Origin of the sequence: Klebsiella sp. BDA134-6 (genome assembly GCF_015601345.1) — a bacterium.
Taxonomy (GTDB): domain Bacteria; phylum Pseudomonadota; class Gammaproteobacteria; order Enterobacterales; family Enterobacteriaceae; genus Klebsiella; species Klebsiella grimontii.
Map to the genome: position 1 here is coordinate 2,175,911 of NZ_CP064784.1, position 22,409 is coordinate 2,198,319.

Consider the following 22,409-nt stretch of genomic DNA (forward strand, 5'->3'; position numbering starts at 1 on the left):
TGCTAACGTAACGGGTAAACATCATGAAGAAACTGTTGATCGCACTGGCCGGGGCCGCTTGTCTGTTAACCAACCTCTCGGCGGCGAAGGCTGACCAGCTCCAGGATATTGAAAAGCGCGGCACGATCCGCATTGCGGTGCCGCAGGATTTTCCGCCTTTTGGCTCGGTGGGTACCGACCTTCAGCCGCAGGGCTACGACATCGATATGGCGCGCTACCTCGCCAAACAGATGAAGCTCAAGCTGCAGCTGGTGCCGGTCACCAGCGCCAACCGCGTGCCTTATCTGCAAACCGATAAGGTGGACCTGGTGATTTCCAGCCTCGGTAAAAACGCCGAGCGCGAGAAGGTGATCGATTTCAGCCGCGCCTACGCGCCGTTCTTCCTCGGCGTATTTGGTCCGAAGGGCGCAGAGCTGAAAGATCCGGCGGCGCTGAGTGGTAAAAGCGTTGGCGTAACCCGCGGCGCGGTGGAAGACATGGTACTGACCAGCGTGGCGCCGAAAGAGACGCAGATTAAGCGCTACGAGGACAACAACACCACGCTGTCGGCGTATCTCTCCGGCCAGGTGCAGTACGTCGCGACCGGCAATCTGGTGGTGGCGGCCATCTCCCGGCAGAACGCTGACAAAGCCCCGGTGCCGAGCTTTATGCTGAAAGACTCGCCGTGCTTTATCGGCCTGAAGAAAAATGAACCGGCCCTGAAGGCGAAAGTGGATGCGCTGATTGAGCAGGGCGTAAAAGACGGCACCCTCAACGGGCTGTCCGAGAAGTGGCTGAAAGCGCCGCTGCCTGCCAGCCTCGGCGCGTAAGGTTCGGGCATGACGGAGCAACTTCATTTCTCTGAGCTCTGGCCGCACTGGCCGGAGCTGCTGGCGGGGCTGTGGGTGACCATTCAGCTGACCGTGCTGGCGACCATAGGCGGCCTGACGATTGGCATTTTCGGCGCCGCCGTTCGCAGCGGACGTCCGACGTGGTTCAGCCGGATATGGGGCGGGTATGTCGAACTGATTCGCAACACGCCGTTTGTGGTACAGCTGTTTTTTATCGTCTTCGGCTTACCGAATCTGGGGCTGAAGATGACGGCGGGCGAGGCCGCGCTGCTGGCGATGGTGGTGAACCTCGGGGCCTACAGTACTGAGATCGTGCGCGCCGGTATTCAGGTGACGCCGAAAGGGCAGTGGGAGGCGGGGCGCGTGCTGGGGCTGACCCGGGCGCAGACCTTCATTCAGGTCATTCTGCCGCCCGCGCTACAGCGCATTTATCCGGCGCTGGTGAGCCAGTGCATCATCGTCATGCTCGGTTCGTCGGTGGTGTCGCAGGTCTCTTATGAAGAGTTGACCTTTGCCGCCAACCTGATTCAGTCGCGCACCTTCCTCAGTTTTGAGGTCTATCTGGTGACGACAGGGATTTATTTAGCGCTATCGATAACGATGCGTCAGCTGCTGCTGGCGGCGGGACGTAAATGGCTGGGGGTACAGGCATGATGACCACCTTTACCGATTGGGACATTGTCCGCAATCTGCTGCTGGCCGGGCGCTGGACGGTGCTGCTGTCGCTGGTGGCGTTTCTCGGCGGCGCGTTGGTGACTCTGCCGCTCCTGCTGCTGCGCATGACCGGCGGGCGCCAGGTAAAACGCCTGATCCGCGGCTATATCGAACTGTTTCAGGGGACGCCGCTGCTGATGCAGCTGTTCCTCGCCTTTTTCGGCGTGGCGCTTTTCGGCATCGACGTTTCGGCGTGGACCGCGGCCTCGCTGGCGCTGACGCTGTACACCAGCGCTTTTTTGCTCGATATCTGGTTCGGCAGCATTCGCGCCCTGCCAAAGGGGCAGTGGGAAGCCTCGCGTTGTCTGGGGCTGAGCTTTGGCCAGACGCTGTATCGCGTCGTCGCGCCACAGGCGCTGCGGATCGCCATCGCCCCGACGGTGGGGTTCGCTGTGCAGGTTATCAAGGGCACGGCGCTGGCGTCGATTATCGGCTTCGTCGAGCTGACCAAAGCGGGCACCATGCTGACCAACGTCACCTATCAGCCGTTTAAAGTCTTTGCGCTGGTGGCGCTGGGCTATTTCATTCTGTGTTATCCGCTGTCCCGCTACAGCCGTTATCTGGAGAACAAATTCAATGCCTCTCATCACCATTAATCAGATGCAGAAGTATTACGGCGATAACCACGTGCTCAAGGGCGTCGATCTGGATATCGATATGGGCGAAGTTATCTCGATTATCGGCCGCAGCGGGTCCGGAAAAAGCACGCTGCTGCGCTGCATCAACGGGCTGGAAGGCTATCAGGAAGGCAGCATTAAGCTCGGCGGGATGACCATTACCGACCGCGACTCGCAGGCGCGTGAGATCAGCCGCTCTATCGGCATGGTGTTCCAGAACTTTAATCTGTTCCCGCATATGACGGCGCTGGAAAACGTGATGCTGGCGCCGCGTCGGGTGCTGAAGAAGAGCGCCGCCGAGTGCCGTGAACTGGCCCAGCGGATGCTGGAAAAGGTCGGATTGGGCGACCGGCTCGATTACTACCCGTCCAGTCTCTCCGGCGGCCAGCAGCAGCGCGTGGCGATTGCCCGCGCGCTGGCGATGTCGCCAAAAGTTTTACTCTGCGACGAGATCACCTCGGCGCTGGATCCGGAGCTGGTGGGCGAAGTGCTCAAGGTGCTGGAGCAGCTGGCGGCGGAGGGCATGACGCTGATTCTCGTGACCCATGAAATGAATTTTGCCCGCGAAGTGGGCGACCGCGTCGTATTTATGCATCAGGGACGCGTCTGGGAGCAGGGCGACAGCAAAACGCTGTTCGCCAACCCGCAAACCAGCGAACTGAAGCAGTTTATTTCCTCCGTGCGCGGCCTCAATCAATAAGGACTTAAAGATGGATATCTCCCAGTTTTCGCAACTCAACCCACCGTCGCGCCTGCTGATGGGGCCCGGCCCGATTAACGCCGACCCGCGCGTGCTGCGCGCCATGTCGAGCCAGCTGATCGGCCAGTACGACCCGGCGATGACCCACTATATGAACGAAGTGATGGCGCTGTACCGCGGCGTATTTCGTACCGAAAACCGCTGGACGATGCTGGTGGATGGAACCTCAAGGGCCGGGATTGAGGCGATCCTGGTTTCGGCTATTCGGCCGGGCGACAAGGTGCTGGTACCGGTATTTGGCCGCTTCGGCCATCTGCTGTGCGAAATCGCCCGCCGCTGCCGGGCGGAAGTGCATACCATTGAAGTGCCGTGGGGCGAAGTGTTCACCCCGGACCAGGTGGAAGATGCCATCAAACGTATTCGTCCGCGTCTGCTGCTAACGGTGCAGGGCGATACCTCGACCACCATGCTGCAGCCGCTGGCGGAGCTGGGGGAGATCTGCCGCCGCTATGACGTCCTGTTTTACACCGACGCCACCGCCTCGCTGGGCGGCAACCCGCTGGAAACCGACGCCTGGGGACTGGATGCGGTCTCGGCTGGGATGCAAAAATGCCTTGGCGGCCCGTCCGGCACCTCGCCGATTACCCTCAGCGCGCGCATGGAAGAGGCGATTCGCCGCCGCAAATGCGTGGAAGAGGGGATCCGCACCGATGCCCACCGCGACGGCGACGAGGAGATGATCTACTCCAACTATTTCGATCTCGGCATGGTGATGGACTACTGGGGGCCGGAGCGCCTTAACCACCATACCGAGGCCACTACCGCGCTGTTCGGCGCCCGGGAATGCGCCCGCCTGATCCTCCAGGAGGGGCTGGATAACGGCATTGCCCGGCATAAGCTGCACGGCGATGCGCTGGTTAAAGGCATCCAGGCGATGGGGCTGGAGACCTTCGGCGATCTGAAACACAAGATGAACAACGTGCTTGGCGTCGTCATCCCGCAGGGCATCAACGGCGACCAGGCGCGCAAGCTGATGCTGGAAGATTTCGGCATTGAAATCGGTACCTCATTTGGCCCGCTGCACGGCAAGGTGTGGCGGATCGGCACCATGGGTTATAACGCGCGGAAAGATTGCGTGATGACTACGCTCAGCGCCCTGGAGTCGGTGCTGAACTACCTCAAATTCCCGACCATCCAGGGCGCCGCGATGCAGGCCGCGTGGGACCACTATCGCAGCGAGCGCGCGCAATGAGTCAAACACAACGCCAGCAGGCGGATATGCAGCAGGCCGCGGCGCGAGTGATGGCCCGCGCCGACGAGCTGGCGGCGATCAGCGAAACGCCGGATGCCCTGACCCGGGTTTATCTCTCTCCTCAGCATCTTGCGGCAAACCAGCGGGCGGCGCTGTGGATGACCCAGGCCGGGATGACCGTCTGGCAGGACAGCGTCGGCAATATTTGCGGGCGCTACGAGGGAGAGCAGGAGGGGGCGCCCGCCATCCTGCTGGGGTCGCACCTTGATACGGTGCGCAACGCCGGGCGCTATGACGGTATGCTCGGCGTCCTGACGGCGATCGAGGTGGTGGACAGCCTGCATCGACAGGGGCGTAGGCTGAAAAAGGCGATCGAGATTGTCGGCTTTTGCGATGAAGAAGGGACGCGTTTCGGTATTACGCTGCTCGGCAGCCGCGGGCTGACCGGCACCTGGCCCGAGAGCTGGCTGGCGCAGACCGATGCAGATGGCGTCAGCGTGGCGCAGGCGATGGTGCTGGCCGGGCTGGATCCGGCGCGCATTCACCTGGCCGCCCGCAGCCAGGAGGAGATCGCCGCGTATCTGGAACTGCATATCGAGCAGGGGCCGTGCCTGGAGCAGGAAGGACTGGCCTTAGGCGTAGTGGAAGCGATTAACGGCGCGCGTCGCCTGAACTGCCGCTTTACCGGCGAGGCGGGACACGCCGGGACCGTACCGATGAGCCATCGGAAAGATGCGTTGGCCGCGGCCGCCGAGTGGATGGTGCTGATAGAGACGCTGACCCGCGAACAGGGCGGAAACCTGGTCGCCACGGTGGGGACGCTGCGCTGCGCGCCCGGCGCGGTTAACGTCATTCCCGGCGAAGTGACGCTGACCCTCGACATTCGCGGGCCGAACGACCAGCCGCTGGATGCGCTGCTGGATACGCTGCTGATGGAGGCGCAGGTCATTGCCTCCCGTCGCCAGCTGCGGTTCAGCGCCGAAGAGTTTTACCGGATTGCCGCTACCGCCTGCGAAAGCGGATTGCAGCAGGTATTGAGCGAAGCGGTGCAGGCGGTGCAGGGGCGTTCGCTAACGCAGCCGAGCGGCGCCGGGCATGACGCCATCGCCATTGCCGAACGCTGGCCATCAGCGATGCTATTTGTGCGCTGCAAAGGCGGCATCAGCCATCATCCCGCCGAGTCGGTCACCGCCGACGATGTGGCGCTGGCGATAGACGCCTATTCGCGCGCGGTGTCGGCGCTGGATGTCGGGAAGTAAGCGCCGGGCGGTCCGGCGCTGTGTAAGTGGAGCTGTCCCGTCGCGGAACGGTCCCCCACCGGTGGCGGTGGGGGACCGTTTTATTTTTTGCCGTTCGGTTTGAGCTGTTCACCGGGTTTAAGGCGGAATAGCTCGTCATCGCGGGTGGAGTAGCGAACCGTTCCGTCAGCCAGTCGATAAGCACCCTCGGTGAATCCCGCGCCGTTCAGGAACGGCGCCACCGCTTCTGGGGTGTTGCGGAAGGCGGCTTCCAGGGCGAGAAGCGCATAGGGGGCGATACTATCGATACTGGCATATTCGGCCTCAGGATCATCGACAAAAAAGCCGTTGATGCGCTGGTTTTTGATGATGTTAGCGCTGATCCGATCCGCCAGCATCAAATAGTCCTGCTGCCCGGTGGCCTGCCACAGGTCGATAAGCGCGAAAATCGCATACGGCTGATGATTCTCCGTTTGGCTGTTCAGCCTGCGGTTCGCGCCGCCAGGTTCGCCAATATCACCCAGTCCCTGGCCTTTGGCGATACCGCGGGCGACTTTCCAGATGGCATGATCCGGTTCAAGCGTCCAGGCGCGAGCGTAGGAGAGAAGAAATTCATTTCCTGCCGGATAGGCTTTCAGCACCGTGCCTTTTTTACCGTAATAGCCGTCGCGTTTTAACACATAGCCGGAGAGGTCCGTGCCGTTGGCCAGCAGAGGGCGGAAGGTATTGTTCTGCTCATCGTAAGCGTAGGTCGCGAAGGCCTTGAGGCCATCAAGGGTCCATTTTTTGAGATCGTCGCCGGCTGTGCCCAGCGATTTGGCCAGGGCAAGCTGCATCAGCGCATTTTCTGAGTAGAGCGTGCTGGTCCGGCCCTTCAGCAGCATATTGCCTTCCAGCGCGTCCGGGCCCAGTTCGGGACCAAACTGACGCTGCGCACGGTCGCCGTATTTCGAGTGCGTGTCGCTATCATCGGTGGTGTCGGCGCGTTTTAGCGGTTGGGTAAACTGGTAGACGCCCAGTCCGGTTTTCTTATCTCGCGGCAGTACATACTGTTCGGCCAGACGCTTCGCCCACGTCAACGCGCCTGCGTCGCCATCGTATTTATAGAGCAGCGATGCGGAGTAGATAAGGTCGTTGCCGGCATTGAGAAAGCTCAGGCCTTTGGTGGCGAAAAACGGCGGCTGTTGCTCAAAATCACTTTGCCAGAGCGCGCCCATCGCTTTGCCGTACTCCCCATGACGGCTGGTTTCCAGCGTTTTCCAGTCGTAAACATGGGCATTCCAGAACGCTTTGATAAAGCGCGCGGTGGCCTTGTCATCGACGGCAAACATCATGTCGTAATAGGGGTACGCGTTTTTAAGTTCATGGACCATCTCCTTTTCGCTTGGGCCTTGAGGTTGCAGCGTTTTCAAATCAACAAAGCGATGCCCTCCCCACAGCAGCAGCCCGCTGGCGTCCTGATAGTGGTCAAAGTAGTAGCGAATATTCTCCGCGACCCGCTGCTTATATTTTGCTTCGCCGGTCAGGTTGCTTAACCCTACCAGCACCCGCATCAAATTTTGCTGGGCGGAGAAGTTCGACAGTACGGTAACTTTACCGTCCGGAAAAACCCACTCCATTTGCTTGCCGGTGCGAGGATCCACGCCGTTTGCCAGCAGAGGAGAGTGATGGCCGTACCGATCTCCCGCTTTATCCAGCACGACGTCGGCGAACTGCTTTACGCTGCTCAGCCGCGCGTTCTCCTGGGCGCCAGCACTCAGCGAGAAGAGACTCAGTGCGCCCAATGCCAGGGTGATTTTTGCAATCTTCATTATTTTCCTCTTAATGAAAATAAGGGTTTAATGAAACCCTTATTTATTATCTGGCTGACAGGAAGTTATCAGAAGGAGTATTTCACACCAACGCGATAACGCGTTTGGCGTTCATCGGTGGCTTTACTGCCGGAAACGTTGCCGATGGCCATATAAGGGGACCAGTTTTTATCGAATTTATAGGTCAGCTTAAAATCATGGGTCCAGTCGTAGCTTTCGTTATCCGCTAAAATAACCCCGGCGGAGTTGGCTTTTTTATAGTCCAGTTCATAATCGAGCTGATAATCTTTGAGGAATTTCCAGGAAATAACGCTGGTCAGATTATAACCGTTCTCCGAGGTATCTTTAGATGTACCGATATTGCCTGAATTACGCTTGTAGTAAGGGCGGTAGCGCAGTGAGGCGCTGAGGTCATCCGTCAGGTTGGCTTTGCCGCGCAGATAAGGGCGGTAGTTGTTTGAAGACGAACTGGTATCCAGAGAGAAGCCAGGCTCTATCTGAAAGGTTTTATTTATTTTATGCACATAGCTCGCCACCACTTCGGTGCCGTTACTGACGGTTTCATCATAGGCTTTATTTTTATCCTGCGAACCTTTCCATTTCCCTTCCAGCGACAAGCCAAAACCATTAGCAAAACGGTGCGACATCAACAGTCTGTCTTTATGATTATTGCCGGCTTTGTCATTGGTTTCATGACGATAATCAAACGTCACCGCGTGGGCAGCAATACTGATAAAAGGAATCGTGACTAATAATAATGAGCGAAACATAGGGTGCCTCTACTTTTTATATTTTCCAAAGGTACAAGAAATTACCTGCCGTAAAGCAGGCAGAACGATACACATTAAATTATTAGATGGTGGTGTGGTGCCGGGTGCCTCCCGGTGAATCAGGCGCTGACTTCCTGATTCGTCAATAAAAACGAAACGTAGATGAGGGTATTCCTCCATTCAGCATGACCCCGCCGCTTAGGGGGATTCACCACACATTATTCTTTATTCCCTGATGATGACTAACTCACACTGTTTGTAATTTTATTGAAAATAACTTTTACACAAAATGAAATGATGTTTTGAGATCGAGATCTGAATATTAAAAAGAGAGAATAAATATTTTTTATGTTATTTATAAAGATAATCCTAATTATGTATTTTTCATTTTTATCATGGAGTTACATATTATTTTGTGGTTTTTTGACGCTTTTTTATACCTGAATTTAAGGCTTTATTTGAACTGGCGGTAATCGTATTCCTATATTTTTAAATGCTCATTTTGTTAAAACTTAAAAATACTCTGATAGTTTCAATGGTTAAACCGAAGTCAATACTTCCGATTCCTTTAACCTAAACGAAAGCTAAACGGAAAAGATTGCGCTATTGATCTGCCAGACTGACGACATAACACTCTCAGAAAAGTATCCATATGGAAGGATAATAAAAGACAGTAACCTCGGGACTTCAAGATGACTATTCATGGAAAGGATCGTGTATTTATTTCTGGCGTAGAGACTCTATTGCAGGAACTGAGCGATGGCGCGGATGCAGGGTTAAGCAACTGTGTGTATGTCACCTGCGGGATGGATATCCAGGAGATTTATGCTTTGTTCTTTCGCCATCCGCCGGAGCACTACGCCATCTTCATCACCTCTGAGCGCCATTTTGAGGCCATTAACCGGCTGTTTCCAGGCCTGCTAAAGCTCTGTTTGTCAGAGAGGTTGACGGTTGAAGAACTGCGTCAGGCGTTAAAAGTGATGGGCCTGTTTTCGGCCCAGAACCAAAGCGTTGCTTATCTGCCCGATACGTTTAATTTTACCCACGCCGAGCAACAGATCATGAGGCTCAGTTTACGCGGCCATTCTCTGGATGATATTGCCCGTATCCGCGGGGTCAGTCCGTCCACGGTCAGCGTCCAGCGTACCCGGCTGATGAAGCGTATGGGGACCAACAGCCTGCAGGAGCTCTGTTCCCTCTATGCGGCTATGCGTACCCAGCGACCACCGCTGTCCGGCTAAGCTCTATCACTAACAAATACGCGCGTCCGCGGATAAAAACGAAAGGTCACCGCTGCAGCGCGCCGCCGGCATCGGCCTTGAAGAAAAGCTGGCCAACGCTGCCTGAATAGACGCCAGGCGTGGAATCGGGCGAAATTTACTATATCATTATGAACCCACGTACTAGTTTTGAGGTTCAAATAATGACGTTTTCCACCCTTGCCGATGTCAGAAGTCAGATCGATTCGATTGATAGCGAACTGGTGAGCCTGATTGCTCAGCGCGCTGAGTGTGTTCAGGCCGCCGCCGCATTTAAAACAGACCACGCAGCCGTACGCGCGCCAGAACGCGTGCAGCAGGTTATTGATCGGGTTCGCGAGAAGGCGGCTGCGGCAGGGTTGCCCGAAGTGATTATTGAGAAAGTGTATCGGTCCATGATAGACGCCTTTATTGAGTATGAGCTTGAGCAGCATAATCAGCTACAGCGGCAAAACAGGTGATATGGGTTGCTAACGGTTGGTCGGGTAAGCGAGCCGCGCAATATTCCCGTACCGCGAAGGGGGCAGTTAGCCTCACTCTGACCCCCGGTGGTCTGTTAAGCCATTATTCCCACGCTCTGATTGCCAGAGCCGCGATATAGAGTCCGAATCCCCAGGCCAGATGCGTGAGCACGCTGAGCAAGCGAGCCAGCGATGGGCGAGGTGTTTGCGACGCCGCGATGCCAAAGCCCAATGCGGGCTGAAGAATGATGAACGGCGCAAATAAGGTTAACCCGCCTGCCAGCAGGCCTAATGTAAGCGAGGGGGCGTCCAGCCAGACGGCGCCGCTCAGTAGCAGAGGGACAAAAGCAAAAGCGATCCCGGTCAGGTAGTGAAATACCCAGCCGGTAAGCCTCTCCCCAGCCATTTCCGGCGTTGAGATGATGGTGCGATGGCAGAGCTTTCTTCTGGCTAGCCATAATATCCAGCGACCGACCAGGGCATAGTTCAGCGGCGGTATCTTGAGGATGTATTTTTGACACCATGACCACAAATCCATGATCAGCGTCGCGCCAATACCCGTTATGACAGTTTTAACAACAATAATCGTATCCAGGGTGTACTCCTTTTCCAATCAATGACAGGCTGGTAGCCAGTGTGCAACTTAAAGCGAGGTTTAAGTCAATGATGAAAGCGCTGGATATCCGACAAATTGCCGACCTCTCCGGCGTTACACCCTCAGCATTGCGTTATTACGAAAAAAAGGGATTAATTCAGCCTGTTGGTCGTAATGGTTTGCGAAGGCAATACCATGAAAATGTGCTCAATAAGCTGCAGCTCATTGCGCTGGGGCAGGCGGCAGGGTTTACGCTGGATGAACTCGCCGCGATGTTTGGTTCGCAAGCCGGGGTCACGATTGACCGGGGGCTGCTCCTCCAGCGTGCGAAAGAGATTGATGCTACCGTGCGCAAGCTGCAGCTGTTAAGCCGCGGGCTAAAGCACGCAGCGCGCTGCACGCAGCCGGAGCATAGGCATTGTGAAGAGTTCAAAAGAGTGGTGGCGAAAGGGTTGAGGCTGGTTGGCTGATTAATTACTTCAGACTGTGATGAGAGCATAATAATGGACAAAAATTTTACACCTGAGCAAATCGAAATCATTAATCGCGTGGTTTTTGCGCGCGTCGAACAAATGAAAGAGCAAGTGACTGACCTTATTACTCAGACAGAGCGCGATGCGCACCAGCAGCTGGCGGATTGCGGGATTGATATGACCGATTTCTCTCCGGCTAATCAGCACTTTCTTATGATGACAATCGTCCAGGCGCTGATAGATCGGGTGCACGGCGGCGACAGGGCCCTTGCCCGGAAGATAATAACCATGGAGGCGAAGAGACTGAACGTCAGCGTTTACGTTGAAGCTGATAGTTCGAGATAGCCTTGAGGCTGAGTCTGCGGCGGACCAGAGCGTTATAAACTGCGTCAGCACTGCCTTATTTGCATAGCGGAGTCCGCCCCTTCAGCATCGGCCATCGGGCTAAAAATGGAAGACCGCTCCCGGAGTCCAGAAAAGGCCTTTCCCCCAGCACCGATTGCCACATCCTCGTAGCGTTAACTCTTTATTATTCGCGCCACTGACTTCGTCGCCATGGATTGGTAGTAGGTTGGAACATTCCGCGGGGTCAGGCCACTCTCTTCTGCTCGCTGCTGCGCATCGTCAGGCATCGCGCCTTTACAGTTCGCGCAAACGCTTTCCGCTGTTATGCTAACACCCTGGCAAGCCGCGCTGTAAAGAGACCTGACCATGGCCGAACGCGAAAAAAACATCCATATTCAACCCTCGTCTTCTATTTCCCGAACCCATATCTTTCCGGCGCTGCTGGCGATCGCCGCCGTAACGGGCCTGTGCGCGTTCGTCTCGCCGCCGCTGGGGCCGTGGCGCGTGATTTTGTCTAATCCCGGTATGTATATCGATCTTCTGGCGCTGCTTTTTCTGCTGTTTATGCTCTGGAGCTCAACCAAGGTGCGCATGAACCACGTGGCGGTCAACTGGGTACGCTACGGGCTGCTGCTATGGATTGCCGGAGGCACGTTCGATCTGATGGACGAAATCTTCCGCCAGCCGCGCTGGATGGGATACTACTGTGAAGATCTGCTGCGTCTGACCGGCATGCTGCTGAGCGCGGTCGGGGTCTACAAAATCATCGAGCGCATCAATCTTCTGTACGTCGACGCGCGTTCTCAATCGCTTAAGGATGAGCTGACTCAACTACCAAACCGCCGTTTCTTTATCGACACCGTCCGCGAAAAGGCGGGGAATACGCAGGCGCTAATGATTGTTGATATCGACTACTTTAAGAAAATTAATGACACCTACGGCCATCTGGTGGGGGACGAAGTGCTGTTTGCCCTCGGCAAACAGCTGGCAAAACTCACCAGCGATAAGGTGCTGCCATCGAGGATTGGCGGCGAAGAGTTTGCCATTATCGTTGATGGCCTGTCGGCGCAGGAAGTGGATGAACTGGCGCACTCTATTCTGCAAAACGCCCGGGCAATCCTGATTAACCACGACAACCCGCTGTCGATTAGCATTGGCGTTGGCCTGCGGCATCAAGACGAGCCGCAGAATCAGTTTATTAAAAAGGTTGATGACGCGCTCTATAAAGCAAAAAATAATGGCCGCGGGCGGGTTGAATGGGCCGTGTGAACTATCCCTGCTGCGCGCTGCGGCAGTGGCGGCGATATTCGGACGGCGAGCGCTCGGTATAGCGTTTAAACACCCGGCAGAAATAGTTGCTGTCGACGAACCCGCAGTTGTGGGCGATCTCTTTGACCTTGAGGTCGTAACCGCGCAGCAGCTTTTTCGCTTTTTCCAGGCGCACGCTGGTGAGGAATTCATTAAAACCGACGGAGCCGGATTTCTGGAATATATGCGACAGGTAGTTGGGCGTAATATGAAAGCGCTTCGCCACCGACTCGCGGGTCAGCGGCTGGCTGAGATGCTCTTCGAGATAATCCTGTACCGCCAGAAAGAGATCGCGGCTGCGGCTGACGCGCATCTCCAGCCCGACCAGCTGCTCAAGGCAGTGGCTCAACAGGGCCGCGACCACCAGCCTGGCGGTGACTGGGTCCGCCTGCAGGCAGATTTCATTGAGCGACAGCAGCAGGTAGGAGCCCACGCGCGGCCCCAGGCGGGCGACATTCTGCTTTTCCGTGCGCAGCTGCCTGCCGTCCCAGTGTTGAACGCAAAACCCGAGCTTCTGGCGGCCAAACAGAATGCTTAACGTCGACGCCGGCGCGGTCCATTCCGGCAGCGTCCATTTACCCGCCTGAACGTAGAGTACCTGCGAGGCGGAGAGCATCGTCTCCGACAGCGGAAGCCCGCTCTCCTTAAGCTCACCCTCGAGCACAATTTCCAGCCGTGGAAAGGGCACCTTAAACGCCAGCGCGGGCTCGGAGATATCCGGGTCGGGGAACCTGACGTGCAGATTATCTTTCTGATTTACTAAACGATTTAAAATATCCGCCAGATCGTCAATCATTCCGTATGCCTTAGAAGAGAGCAATTATCCTGTTGATTATAATCTATTTTATCTATACGGGTTTGTTCTGTATCAGGCGACTTCACTAATGATGGCCCTGCAGGAAGGGGGAAAAAGCTGGATTTTGATGGCCATCACACTTTTCCCTGCCGCGTACGCTTGTCCAGTTTTTCGTAGTTTTGGCCTCATGTATTCCCGCCCGCCGCAGATTAGAGTTTGTTTTGTGTTATCGATAAGTTAAGGAATATAAATATGGAACAACAATCTGCGGTTTATCTGGATGCGCTGGGGGCGAACGTTACGTTGAGCCCGACAATGAAACAGGAGCTGGATACCCTGGGCTACACCGTCGTGCATAACGTGGCGGACGCGGAGTGGCTGGCGGCGATGCGTACGCTTATCGACGCCATCGTCGAGAGGGAGGGCGATAATCTGGCGATGGAGCACCACCAGGAAGCGACGGCAACCCGCATCGCCAACCTGATTAACAAAGGCGCGATTTGGGAAAAGGTCTGGTCCCACCCGCTGATTCTCTCCGCCTGTCGGCATGTTTTTCAGGGGGATTTTAAAGTCTCCAGCCTGAACGCGCGGGAAGCGTTGTTTAACGGCGGCCATCAGCCGCTGCATGCGGACTGGAAAAAGCCGCGTCCCGATTTTCCGAAAGTGCATCTGGTGAATACCATCTGGGCTATCGATGACCTGAGTGCGGAAAACGGCGCGCCGCGCATTATTCCCGGTACCCATCTTCGCCCGGAGTTGCCGGAAGAGGTGCTGGACGATCCAGAGCTGGCGCATCCTGATGAGGTAGTGTTCGCCGCGCCGGCGGGTAGCGTGATGATTTATAACGCCCACGCCTGGCACGGCGGGACGCGCAACCGCGTTGGCAGCAGAAGGCGCGTGCTGCACGGTTTATATATCGACAGAGCGGATACCGCGCAGCAGGATCAGCAACGCTGGCTGACGCCTGAAACCGCCAGCCGCCTGACGCCCGCGCAGAAATGGCTGCTGGGGGTGGCGTAAAAATCGCATGGAATTATAGCTCCGGTAAGCGCAGCGCGACGGGGGGAGGCCTGAGCGGGCGCAGTGCTATTTCCCCGGGCCGCGGCGCAAGCGCCTTGCCCGGGCTACAAAACGGCAAACGGCGGTGAACCTGTAGCCCTGGTAAGCGCAGCGCGACCGGGGGAGGCCTGAGCGGGCGCAGTGCTATTTCCCCGGGCCGCGGCGCAAGTGCTTTGTCCGGGCGACAAAATCACCGACGCCCTCAGGGGAGCTCGATATAAACAACCGGTTTTTTCATAATGCATTTCACCGCCTCGACAATCTGCTGCGGCTGCAGCAGAAAGGTTTTAATGCTGGTCTTAATGGTGCGGATGCCGTTAAAACGCTGGGCATCGTCAATTTCAATATCCGTCACCAGCAGAACGACATCGACGTGGGCAATATCGTCAGCCGTGATTTTGTTCTCCACCCCCAACGCGCCCTGGGTTTCTATTTTGATATTCCATTTCTCCTGGTGGCCGACTTTTTCCAGCCGCTCGGCCGCCATATAGGTGTGAGCGACGCCGCTGACGCAGGCCGTGACGGCAACGATATTGAAATCCATAGCATCCTCCAGGCGTTATCCGCCGATGGTCACGCTAAAACCGGCCTGTTCGGCCAGCGTCTTGAATGGTTGAATCTCAGATTCCGCAGGAGCTTTAATCATCGACATCGACCATGTTTTTCCCAGTAAGTGATATTTGGGTTCGCCGTACTGATGGAACGGCAGAAGATGAATTTCGGGCAGCTTAAAGGGGGCCAAAAACGCCAGAATCTGACGGAAATTCGCGTCATTCAGCGTGAACCCCGGAATCAGCGGCACTCGGGGTATCACGTGAATATGCGCTTCCACCAGACGGGCGAAGTTGTCCAGCACCCGTGGCATATTCATCCGCAGCTGCTCTCGGGCCAGCGCTTCATCCATGATTTTCAGATCAAACAGCACTTCGTCGCACGCCTGCGCCAGCGGAAAAAAACGGCTAAAGGCGCTATCGCCCGCCGTTTCAATCGCCGTTCTCACTCCCCATTCGCGCAGGCGGCGCAGAAAACGCGCGGCAAACTCGGCCTGCATCAGTACCTCGCCGCCCGACAGGGTAACGCCGCCGCCGGAGGCGCGGAAGAAGACTTCATCCTTCAGCACCTCTTTAAGCAGATTATCCAGGGTGACGTCGCGGCCAATCTGCTCCCACGCCCCGGAGGGACACTCGACCACGTCCTGCTGGCAGCGGGAGCAGCGCAGGCACTTGCTCTCCCGGCGCACGGTCTGAATTTTCGGCGAGATCGATTCCGGATTGGCGCACCACGGGCAGGTGTGCGGGCAGCCTTTAAAAAACACGACGGTACGGATTCCCTGACCGTCATTCAAAGAGTAGCGCTGGATGTTAAAAATGCGCGCCTTATCGGCGCGCGTTTCCATCACCTCACAGCTGATGCGCGGTGCGGCGGATAATGTCATCCTGAATCTCCTGCGACAGCTCGACAAAAAAGGCGCTATAGCCGGCGACGCGCACCACCAGACCGGCGAAGTCCTGCGGCCGCTGCTGGGCTTCGCGCAGGGTGTCGGCGTTGACCACGTTGAACTGAATATGCTGTAGCTTCAGCTTGGTGAAGGCCTGCAGAAAGTCGGCCAGCTTGTTGAGGCCGCTGTCGCCGGCAAGGGTCGCCGGGGTGAATTTGACGTTCAGCAGCGTCCCGTTGGAGAGCAGAAAGTTATCCAGCTTGCTGACCGACTTGAGCACCGCGGTCGGTCCCTGCACGTCCTGGCCAAGCATCGGCGACAGCCCGCCGTCCGCCAGCTGCTCCCCGGCCAGGCGTCCGTCCGGCGTCGCGCCAACCACCGACCCTAGCGGTACGTGGGCGGAGACGGTATAGGAGCCCGGCGTGAAATGACCGCCGCGCGGGTTCTGGTAACGCTCAACCTCTTTGCAGTAGAAGCGCAGCAGATCGGCGCTGATGTTATCCACTTCATCGATATCGTTGCCGTATTTCTCGAAGCGGTTGATCAGGCGCGCGCGGATCTTTTCGCCTTCCGGCGTCTGGAAGTTGGCTTTCAGCACCGCGATCAGTTCGGCGAAGCTCAGTCGTTTTTGCTCAAACACCATCCCTTTGAGCGCGTGCAGCGAGTCGCTGAGATTGGCGATGCCGATGCCCTGCACCCCGGAGAAGTTATAACGCGCGCCGCCTTCGGTGATATCCCGGCCGTGCTGCACGCAGTCTTCAATAAAGGAAGAGAGCAGGGGAACCGGCGCCCAGTCGCGGTGGCCGATATCGCAAATATTGCTGCCTTCGACCATCAGCTTAATGTAATAGCGAATCTTGTCGCGGATTTGGTTAATCAGCCCATCCCAGGTGATATCAGGATTGCTTTCGTTTTCCAGCATCACGATTTCCATCACCTTCAGCAGGTTAAACATGGCGATATCGTGCAGGCCGTAGGTGCGCCCCGGGATCGACAGCTCAACGCAGCCGACCACCGAGTAATCCCGCGCGTCTTCCAGCGAGACGCCGCGGTTGAGAAACGCCGGGATCACCACTTCATCATTAAAGATTTGCGGAATACCGGTACCGAGGCGAATGGTTTCGGCGGTTTTGCGCAGGAACGGACGGTCGATCAGCTCGTTGACCCGCACGCCGAGGTTCGGCTGCGGCAGGCGCACGTTCTGGTAGGCGTCGAGGGATAAAAACGACAGGATATTGACCGCGCTGCGCCCAGTCTCGGTCAGACCGCCGAGCAGGGCGGTATAGCCGGTTGGGAAGCCTGCAAAGTAGCGCGCGCTGCTGGTGGAGCGCAGCAGGACGATATCGTTGCACTTCACCCACAGCGACTCCAGCAGCTCCTGAAGAAACTGCGGATCCTGGCCGCGATTTAATGAAGCCTGATAGTACGGCAGCATGTACTGGTCAAAGCGCCCCAGTGAAATGGAGCTGGCGTTGGATTCATACTGCAAAATGATGTTCATATACCAGAAGAGCTGGCAGGCCTGCCAGAAATCTTCCGGCCGGTGCAACGCGTTATGGCGGGAAATTTCCGCGATGGTCTCCAGCTCTTTGCGCCGCTGAACGTCGACGCAGCCGGCGGCCATGTCATCGGCAAGCGCCGCATAGCGCAGAATATGGCGCTGGGAGGCTTCCAGCTGGATCTGCACCGCCTGATAAAAACTGTTCTGCGGGTGCTGCTTATTTAGCGCCTTAAGCTCTGCCACCAGCGCGGCGAGGCCGTTTTCCAGCAGGCGGGGGTAGTCGATAATGATATGCCCCTGGCCTTTGTCGGTTTGGTTAACGCTAAAAATCTGTGTGCTGACGGCGGCCTTCACTTCATCGGTCATCTGGCTGTTGATGAAGTCCTTCATTGAGCGATTCTCCCAGTAGGGGAACAGCTCTTCGCGGTAGATGCGCTTGTCTTCTTCGCTGATGGTGAAGCGGTCCTGTGGGCGGGTCGGGAACTGGTCCAGCTCCTTAAGCAGCCAGTAGGGATCCATCTCCGGCGACATAATCCCGGCGCGCGGTTTGATCGTGCGGTTACCGGCAATCAGTTCATCATCACGAATCGAAATCTGCACATGGTCGAGAACCCATGCGGTCGCTTTCGCCCGGCGGATCATCACGGGCTCCCCCTCGGTCTGTTTATGGCTGGCGGTGTAGAGCAGGGCCCGCTCGAGGGAGATTTCGCGCGGGTTGGCGAACAGACGATCTTTTAAGCGTTGAGTGCGATTGGTCATGACAAACTCCATGTTATTTTGCGGGGCGCAGGCCGCGCCCCGTGTATTCAGTCAGGCATTTTGTGAAAGGTGGCTGTCGATTTTGTTCATAATGGCTTCGGCGCGCTTCACGGCGTCGCTGATGTTGACGCGCACGATGGTTTTACCGGCAAAACGCTCTTCGAACTTGATGCCAATATCTTTGGTCAGAATCACCATATCGGCGCTGGCGACGTCTTCCGGGGTCAGCTCGTTTTCGATGCCGATGGAGCCCTGAGTTTCTACTTTGACCTGCCAGCCTTTAGCTTTAGCGGCGCTCTCCAGGGATTCGGCGGCCATATAGGTGTGGGCGACGCCAGACGGGCAAGCGGTAACGGCGATAATTTTAGTCATACAATATTCCTTCCAGTGTCTCAGTTAATTTCGAAATCAAGATCCATCTCGTCATCGGCTTTGGCGTCAGACGTTTTCTTTTTCGCCAGGGCCTTGAGCAGGATGACGCAGGCGGCGCTGACGATGGCGCCAACCGCGAGGCCGGCAATAAATCCGCCTTTTCCTTCAACGACCGGCAAAACGATAAGCCCGCCCCAGCCGGCATAGCACTGGGCGCCGAGCAGCGCGGCGGTCACGCAGCCAGCAGCGGCGCCAATCATGTTGGCCGGGATAACGCGCAGCGGATCGGCGGCGGCGAAGGGGATCGCGCCTTCGGTCACGCCTACGCAGCCCATCACCAGCGCGGCCTTACCGGTTTCACGCTCTTCCGCGGAGAAGTATTTACGTCCAATCAGCGTTGCCAGGCCCATGCCCAGCGGCGGCACGGCGATGCCGACGGCGGCGATGGCCACCACGCTGTAGACGCCCTGGGAAACGCAAATCAGCATGAAGGCGTAGGCGACTTTATTCACCGGACCGCCCATGTCGAAGGCCAGCATCAGGCCCATAATGATGGCGAGAATCACGATACTGCCTTCGCGCATGCCCTGCAGCCAGCCGGTCAGGCTGGCGGTGAGCGCGCCAATCGGCTCACCGAGGCCCCACATCATGATCCCGGCGGTAATAAAAGTGCCGATAATCGGAATAACGAAGATGGGCATCACCGAGCGCAGCACTTTGTGCACCGGGATCTTCTTCAGGTAGTAGACCACCAGCCCGCCGATGATCCCGGCAATCAGCGCGCCGAAGAAGCCGGCGCCGAAGCTGTTGCCGACCCAGGCGCCGATGGCGCAGGGGGCCAGCGCCGCGCGGTCGGAAATGGAGTAGCCGATATAGGCTGCCAGAAACGGCACCATCAGCGTCAGTCCGGCCACGCCGATATCAAACAGTTTTTTCAGGTTAGGGTCAGTGGCGGCATCGGGCACCGCGCCCTTGCCGTACAACATGACGGAGACTGCCAGCAAGATCCCACCGGACACGACAAACGGGATCATATGTGAAACCCCGGTCATGAGGTGCTGGCGTGTATTTTTTAATATTTGCACCAGTTCATTCATTATTTTTCTCCTGAGCGCTGCGTGGCCCGTGACTGAGTTGATGTCTCAACATTAGAAAAAGGGCGGCGCATAAAATAGTAGAGAAAAAGTGCATTTACTGGATATTTGTAAGACGAAAAGAAAATTGCGATCCACCTCAAATCTTAGTCCTGGCGGCTTTCTGACGACGTTAATGGGGGGATTTGTGACCACGAGCATAAAAAAGAGTCTGGCATACAATTATCCAGTAATTACCACTTTTATCGCGTAGTGGCGGGCGACTTCTTTCTTTACCTTTTGGCTAATACGCATTATTCAGGAGGAAGGCGATGGCTCTGGTAATTGAATTCATATGTGATTTGCCCAACGGCGTACATGCGCGCCCGGCAAGCCTGGTCGAAACGCTGTGCAATACTTTTTCGTCTTCGGTCGAATGGTTAAATATCCGCACGGAAGGGCGCGGGAACGCGAAAAGCGCGCTGGCGATTATCGGCACTAATACCTTAAAGGGGGACCGCTGTGAGCTGATCGTCAGCGGGGAAGACGAAGAACAGGCGTTCACCGCGCTGTCGGCGTTTATCCGCGACGAATTTCCGCACTGCGATGCGCCGCTGCCGACGGTGGAACAAATGGACGTTCAGCCGGTTCCTGAATCCCTCTCGCGCCTTAATCCCACGCTGTTTCACGCCTTACCGGTCTGCGCCGGCAGCGCGGGCGGCAGGCTTACCCATCTTAAGTCCCTCGATCTGCGCGATTTAGGCGCGCTACCGGCGGCGGGCGGCACCGAACAGGAGCAGGCGGCGCTCGATAAAGGGCTGACCCTGCTGGTAAAAAACATTGAGTTTCGCCTGCTGGATAACGACGGCACCGCCAGCGCGATCCTGGAAGCGCATCGCTCCCTGGCCACCGACGCCTCGCTGCGCCAGCATCTGCTGGGCGGGCTGCTGAGCGGCCTGAGCTGCGCCGAGGCGGTGGTCGCCACCGGGGAGCATTTTTGCGCCCAGTTCAGCGCTTCCGGCAACGACTATTTGCAGGAGCGCGTGCTGGACGTCCGCGATGTCTGCTTCCAGCTGCTGCAGCATATCTACGGCGAAGCGCGCTTTCCGGCGCCGGGTAAGCTGACGGAAGAGGCCATCTGCCTCGCCGATGAGCTCACTCCCAGCCAGTTCCTTGAGCTGGATAAAACCCTGCTGAAAGGCCTGCTGCTGCGCAGTGGGGGCACAACTTCACATACGGTGATTCTCGCGCGTTCGTTCAATATTCCCACCCTGGTGGGTGTCGATATGGAGGCGCTGCTGCCGTGGGTCGATCGGCGAGTGCAGATTGACGGTAACGCCGGGCTGGTGGTGGTGAATCCTGATGAAGCGGTGGCGCGTTACTATCAGCAGGAGGCCTGGGTGCAGGCGCAGATCCGCCGCCAGCAGCAGGCCTGGCTGGATAAAGAGGGGCGTACGGAAGACGGTATTCGTCTGGAAGTGGCGGCGAATATCGCCCATTCGGTAGAGGCGACGGCGGCCTTTAACAACGGCGCACAGTCGGTAGGCCTGTTCCGCACCGAAATGCTCTATATGGACAGGCCCAGCGCGCCGTCGGAAAACGAGCTCTACAACATATTTTGCCAGGCGCTGGAGCCGGCCAACGGGCGCAGCATTATCATCCGCACCATGGATATCGGCGGCGACAAGCCGGTGGCCTACCTCAACATTCCGGCGGAGAACAACCCGTTTCTCGGCTACCGGGCGGTACGTATTTACGCAGAGTATCAGGCGCTGTTCCGCACCCAGCTGCGGGCGATTCTACGCGCTTCGGCGCACGGCGCGCTGAAAATCATGATCCCGATGATTTCCTCGATGGAGGAGATTCTGTGGGTGAAGGAGCAGTTGGCGGATGCAAAGCAGTCGCTGCGCAGCGAACATATTCCGTTCGATGAAAAGATCCCGCTGGGCATTATGCTCGAGGTGCCGTCGGTGATGTTTATCATCGACCAGTGCTGCGAAGAGATTGATTTCTTTAGTATCGGCAGCAATGATTTGACCCAGTATCTGCTGGCGGTGGATCGCGATAACGCCAAGGTGACGCGCCACTACAACAGCCTCAATCCGGCCTTTTTGCGCGCGCTGGATTACGCGGTTCAGGCGGTGCATCGCCAGGGTAAATGGATCGGCCTGTGCGGTGAACTCGGGGCTAAAGGTTCCGTGCTGCCGCTGCTGGTAGGGCTGGGGCTGGATGAGCTGAGCATGAGCGCGCCGTCGATCCCCGCGACCAAGTCGCGTCTGGCGCAGCTTGACAGCCGCGCCTGCCGTCAGCTGCTTAACCAGGCGATGCAGTGCCGTACTTCGCTGGAGGTCGAGCACCTGCTGGCCCAGTTCCGTATGACCCAGCAGGACGCGCCGCTGATTACCCCTCAGTGCATTACGCTGAACAGCGACTGGCGCAGTAAAGAGGAGGTGATTAAGGGCATGACCGACAATCTGCTGCTGGCCGGTCGCTGCCGCTATCCGCGTAAGCTGGAAGCGGATCTGTGGGCCCGCGAAGCGGTGTTTTCCACCGGGTTAGGGTTTAGCTTCGCTATTCCGCACAGTAAATCGGAGCATATCGAGCAGTCGACCATCAGCGTCGCCCGTCTGGCGCAGCCGGTAGCGTGGGGCGACGACGAGGCGCAGTTTGTAATTATGCTGACGCTGAACAAACATTCGGCGGGCGATCAGCATATGCGTATTTTCTCGCGGCTGGCGCGGCGCATTATGCATGCGGAGTTCCGGCAATCGCTGGTGACGGCGCAGAGCAGCGAGGCGATCGCGGCGCTGCTGCAGCGCGAACTGGAGTTGTAATTCGGTCCGGAGCATCTCCCCGGTGGCGCTGCGCTTACCGGGGCTACGGGTTTCCAGCCGTTTGCGAAACGGTAGTGGGGAGTAGCCCGGACAGGCGCGTCAAGCGCCGCCTCCGGGAAAGCGTGCAGGGGTTCCGTTCACCGCTATCCCGCAGAAAATGTCTCACCGTGGTAGGTGAACGGGTAAAGGGGGAGAAAACCGTCT

General features: G+C 57.2%; 22 protein-coding genes. 13 read left to right on the forward strand and 9 right to left on the reverse strand.

From position 1 onward, the window contains the following. The first annotated feature begins 23 nt into the window (after positions 1 to 23). The 6 genes from IYV58_RS09875 to hpxK are packed head-to-tail and all read left to right on the forward strand — an operon-like array spanning position 24 to position 5,372. Positions 24 to 809, forward strand: a complete 786-nt coding sequence (locus IYV58_RS09875) for a transporter substrate-binding domain-containing protein (protein ID WP_004131214.1) — start codon at positions 24 to 26, stop codon at positions 807 to 809. A 9-nt stretch (positions 810 to 818) separates the two neighbouring features. After that, positions 819 to 1,484, forward strand: a complete 666-nt coding sequence (locus IYV58_RS09880) for an amino acid ABC transporter permease (RefSeq protein ID WP_004131218.1) — start codon at positions 819 to 821, stop codon at positions 1,482 to 1,484. Continuing rightward, on the forward strand, positions 1,484 to 2,140 hold the full coding sequence (locus IYV58_RS09885; RefSeq protein ID WP_004871411.1) for an amino acid ABC transporter permease: 657 nt from the start codon (positions 1,484 to 1,486) through the stop codon (positions 2,138 to 2,140). The genes IYV58_RS09880 and IYV58_RS09885 overlap by 1 nt, the downstream gene beginning before the upstream one ends. Next, positions 2,121 to 2,861, forward strand: coding sequence for an amino acid ABC transporter ATP-binding protein (locus IYV58_RS09890; RefSeq protein WP_004131222.1), 741 nt, complete (start codon positions 2,121 to 2,123; stop codon positions 2,859 to 2,861). Before IYV58_RS09885 ends, IYV58_RS09890 begins: the two co-directional genes overlap by 20 nt. Positions 2,862 to 2,871: 10 nt before the next feature. Further along, on the forward strand, positions 2,872 to 4,113 hold the full coding sequence (locus IYV58_RS09895) for a pyridoxal-phosphate-dependent aminotransferase family protein (protein WP_139529392.1): 1,242 nt from the start codon (positions 2,872 to 2,874) through the stop codon (positions 4,111 to 4,113). Continuing rightward, positions 4,110 to 5,372 (forward strand): allantoate amidohydrolase, encoded by a 1,263-nt coding sequence (hpxK, locus tag IYV58_RS09900; RefSeq protein WP_195729550.1) that lies wholly within the window; start codon positions 4,110 to 4,112, stop codon positions 5,370 to 5,372. The genes IYV58_RS09895 and hpxK overlap by 4 nt, the downstream gene beginning before the upstream one ends. Before the next feature lie 80 nt (positions 5,373 to 5,452). Here the strand turns inward: hpxK and IYV58_RS09905 are convergent, their stop codons facing one another. Beyond that, positions 5,453 to 7,162, reverse strand: coding sequence for a pectate lyase (locus IYV58_RS09905; protein ID WP_004131232.1), 1,710 nt, complete (start codon positions 7,160 to 7,162; stop codon positions 5,453 to 5,455). A 68-nt stretch (positions 7,163 to 7,230) separates the two neighbouring features. Then, entirely contained in the window at positions 7,231 to 7,932 is a 702-nt protein-coding gene (locus IYV58_RS09910; RefSeq protein ID WP_004131233.1) for an oligogalacturonate-specific porin KdgM family protein, read from the reverse strand. 692 nt (positions 7,933 to 8,624) lie between these two features. Between IYV58_RS09910 and IYV58_RS09915 the strand changes: the two genes are divergently transcribed. After that, positions 8,625 to 9,173 carry a helix-turn-helix transcriptional regulator gene (locus IYV58_RS09915; RefSeq protein WP_004131234.1) on the forward strand — a complete coding sequence of 183 codons (549 nt, stop codon included), beginning with the start codon at positions 8,625 to 8,627 and terminating at the stop codon, positions 9,171 to 9,173. 182 nt (positions 9,174 to 9,355) lie between these two features. Then, the gene (locus IYV58_RS09920) at positions 9,356 to 9,652 is read left to right on the forward strand and encodes a chorismate mutase (RefSeq protein ID WP_004131235.1); all 297 of its coding nucleotides are present in this window, start codon (positions 9,356 to 9,358) and stop codon (positions 9,650 to 9,652) included. Between the two features lie 103 nt (positions 9,653 to 9,755). Here IYV58_RS09920 and IYV58_RS09925 read toward each other — a convergent pair whose 3' ends face one another. Further along, positions 9,756 to 10,235, reverse strand: coding sequence for a DUF2938 family protein (locus tag IYV58_RS09925; RefSeq protein ID WP_195729696.1), 480 nt, complete (start codon positions 10,233 to 10,235; stop codon positions 9,756 to 9,758). An 83-nt stretch (positions 10,236 to 10,318) separates the two neighbouring features. Here IYV58_RS09925 and IYV58_RS09930 point away from each other — a divergent pair, with 83 nt between their 5' ends. From IYV58_RS09930 to IYV58_RS09940, 3 genes are all read left to right on the forward strand, one after another. Further along, positions 10,319 to 10,717 carry a MerR family transcriptional regulator gene (locus IYV58_RS09930; protein ID WP_004849730.1) on the forward strand — a complete coding sequence of 133 codons (399 nt, stop codon included), beginning with the start codon at positions 10,319 to 10,321 and terminating at the stop codon, positions 10,715 to 10,717. Between the two features lie 33 nt (positions 10,718 to 10,750). Then, on the forward strand, positions 10,751 to 11,065 hold the full coding sequence (locus IYV58_RS09935; protein WP_004131241.1) for a hypothetical protein: 315 nt from the start codon (positions 10,751 to 10,753) through the stop codon (positions 11,063 to 11,065). Between the two features lie 366 nt (positions 11,066 to 11,431). Further along, positions 11,432 to 12,334 carry a GGDEF domain-containing protein gene (locus IYV58_RS09940; protein ID WP_004131242.1) on the forward strand — a complete coding sequence of 301 codons (903 nt, stop codon included), beginning with the start codon at positions 11,432 to 11,434 and terminating at the stop codon, positions 12,332 to 12,334. A 1-nt stretch (position 12,335) separates the two neighbouring features. Here IYV58_RS09940 and IYV58_RS09945 read toward each other — a convergent pair whose 3' ends face one another. Beyond that, positions 12,336 to 13,169: a helix-turn-helix transcriptional regulator gene (locus IYV58_RS09945; protein WP_195729551.1), complete on the reverse strand. Its 834-nt coding sequence runs from the start codon at positions 13,167 to 13,169 to the stop codon at positions 12,336 to 12,338. A gap of 252 nt (positions 13,170 to 13,421) precedes the next feature. Between IYV58_RS09945 and IYV58_RS09950 the strand changes: the two genes are divergently transcribed. Further along, positions 13,422 to 14,189, forward strand: a complete 768-nt coding sequence (locus IYV58_RS09950) for a phytanoyl-CoA dioxygenase family protein (protein WP_004131245.1) — start codon at positions 13,422 to 13,424, stop codon at positions 14,187 to 14,189. A gap of 241 nt (positions 14,190 to 14,430) precedes the next feature. On the opposite strand, the gene IYV58_RS09955 is transcribed toward IYV58_RS09950, so the two are convergent. Genes IYV58_RS09955 through IYV58_RS09975 form a run of 5 tightly spaced genes read right to left on the reverse strand, consistent with a single transcriptional unit; the run spans position 14,431 to position 19,395 of the window. Then, a complete protein-coding gene (locus tag IYV58_RS09955) occupies positions 14,431 to 14,772 on the reverse strand; it encodes a PTS fructose-like transporter subunit IIB (protein WP_004131246.1) in 342 nt (113 codons plus the stop codon). 15 nt (positions 14,773 to 14,787) lie between these two features. Beyond that, the gene (locus IYV58_RS09960) at positions 14,788 to 15,663 is read right to left on the reverse strand and encodes a [formate-C-acetyltransferase]-activating enzyme (RefSeq protein ID WP_004131248.1); all 876 of its coding nucleotides are present in this window, start codon (positions 15,661 to 15,663) and stop codon (positions 14,788 to 14,790) included. Continuing rightward, positions 15,629 to 17,926, reverse strand: a complete 2,298-nt coding sequence (locus IYV58_RS09965; RefSeq protein WP_195729552.1) for a formate C-acetyltransferase — start codon at positions 17,924 to 17,926, stop codon at positions 15,629 to 15,631. The genes IYV58_RS09960 and IYV58_RS09965 overlap by 35 nt, the downstream gene beginning before the upstream one ends. A 51-nt stretch (positions 17,927 to 17,977) precedes the next feature. After that, positions 17,978 to 18,298 (reverse strand): PTS fructose-like transporter subunit IIB, encoded by a 321-nt coding sequence (locus IYV58_RS09970; RefSeq protein WP_123828275.1) that lies wholly within the window; start codon positions 18,296 to 18,298, stop codon positions 17,978 to 17,980. Between the two features lie 20 nt (positions 18,299 to 18,318). Continuing rightward, entirely contained in the window at positions 18,319 to 19,395 is a 1,077-nt protein-coding gene (locus IYV58_RS09975) for a PTS fructose transporter subunit EIIC (RefSeq protein ID WP_004131253.1), read from the reverse strand. Positions 19,396 to 19,703: 308 nt separating this feature from the next. On the opposite strand from IYV58_RS09975, the gene ptsP reads away from it, so the two are divergent. Next, positions 19,704 to 22,205 carry a phosphoenolpyruvate--protein phosphotransferase gene (gene ptsP / locus IYV58_RS09980; protein WP_195729553.1) on the forward strand — a complete coding sequence of 834 codons (2,502 nt, stop codon included), beginning with the start codon at positions 19,704 to 19,706 and terminating at the stop codon, positions 22,203 to 22,205. The last annotated feature ends 204 nt before the right edge of the window (positions 22,206 to 22,409 follow it).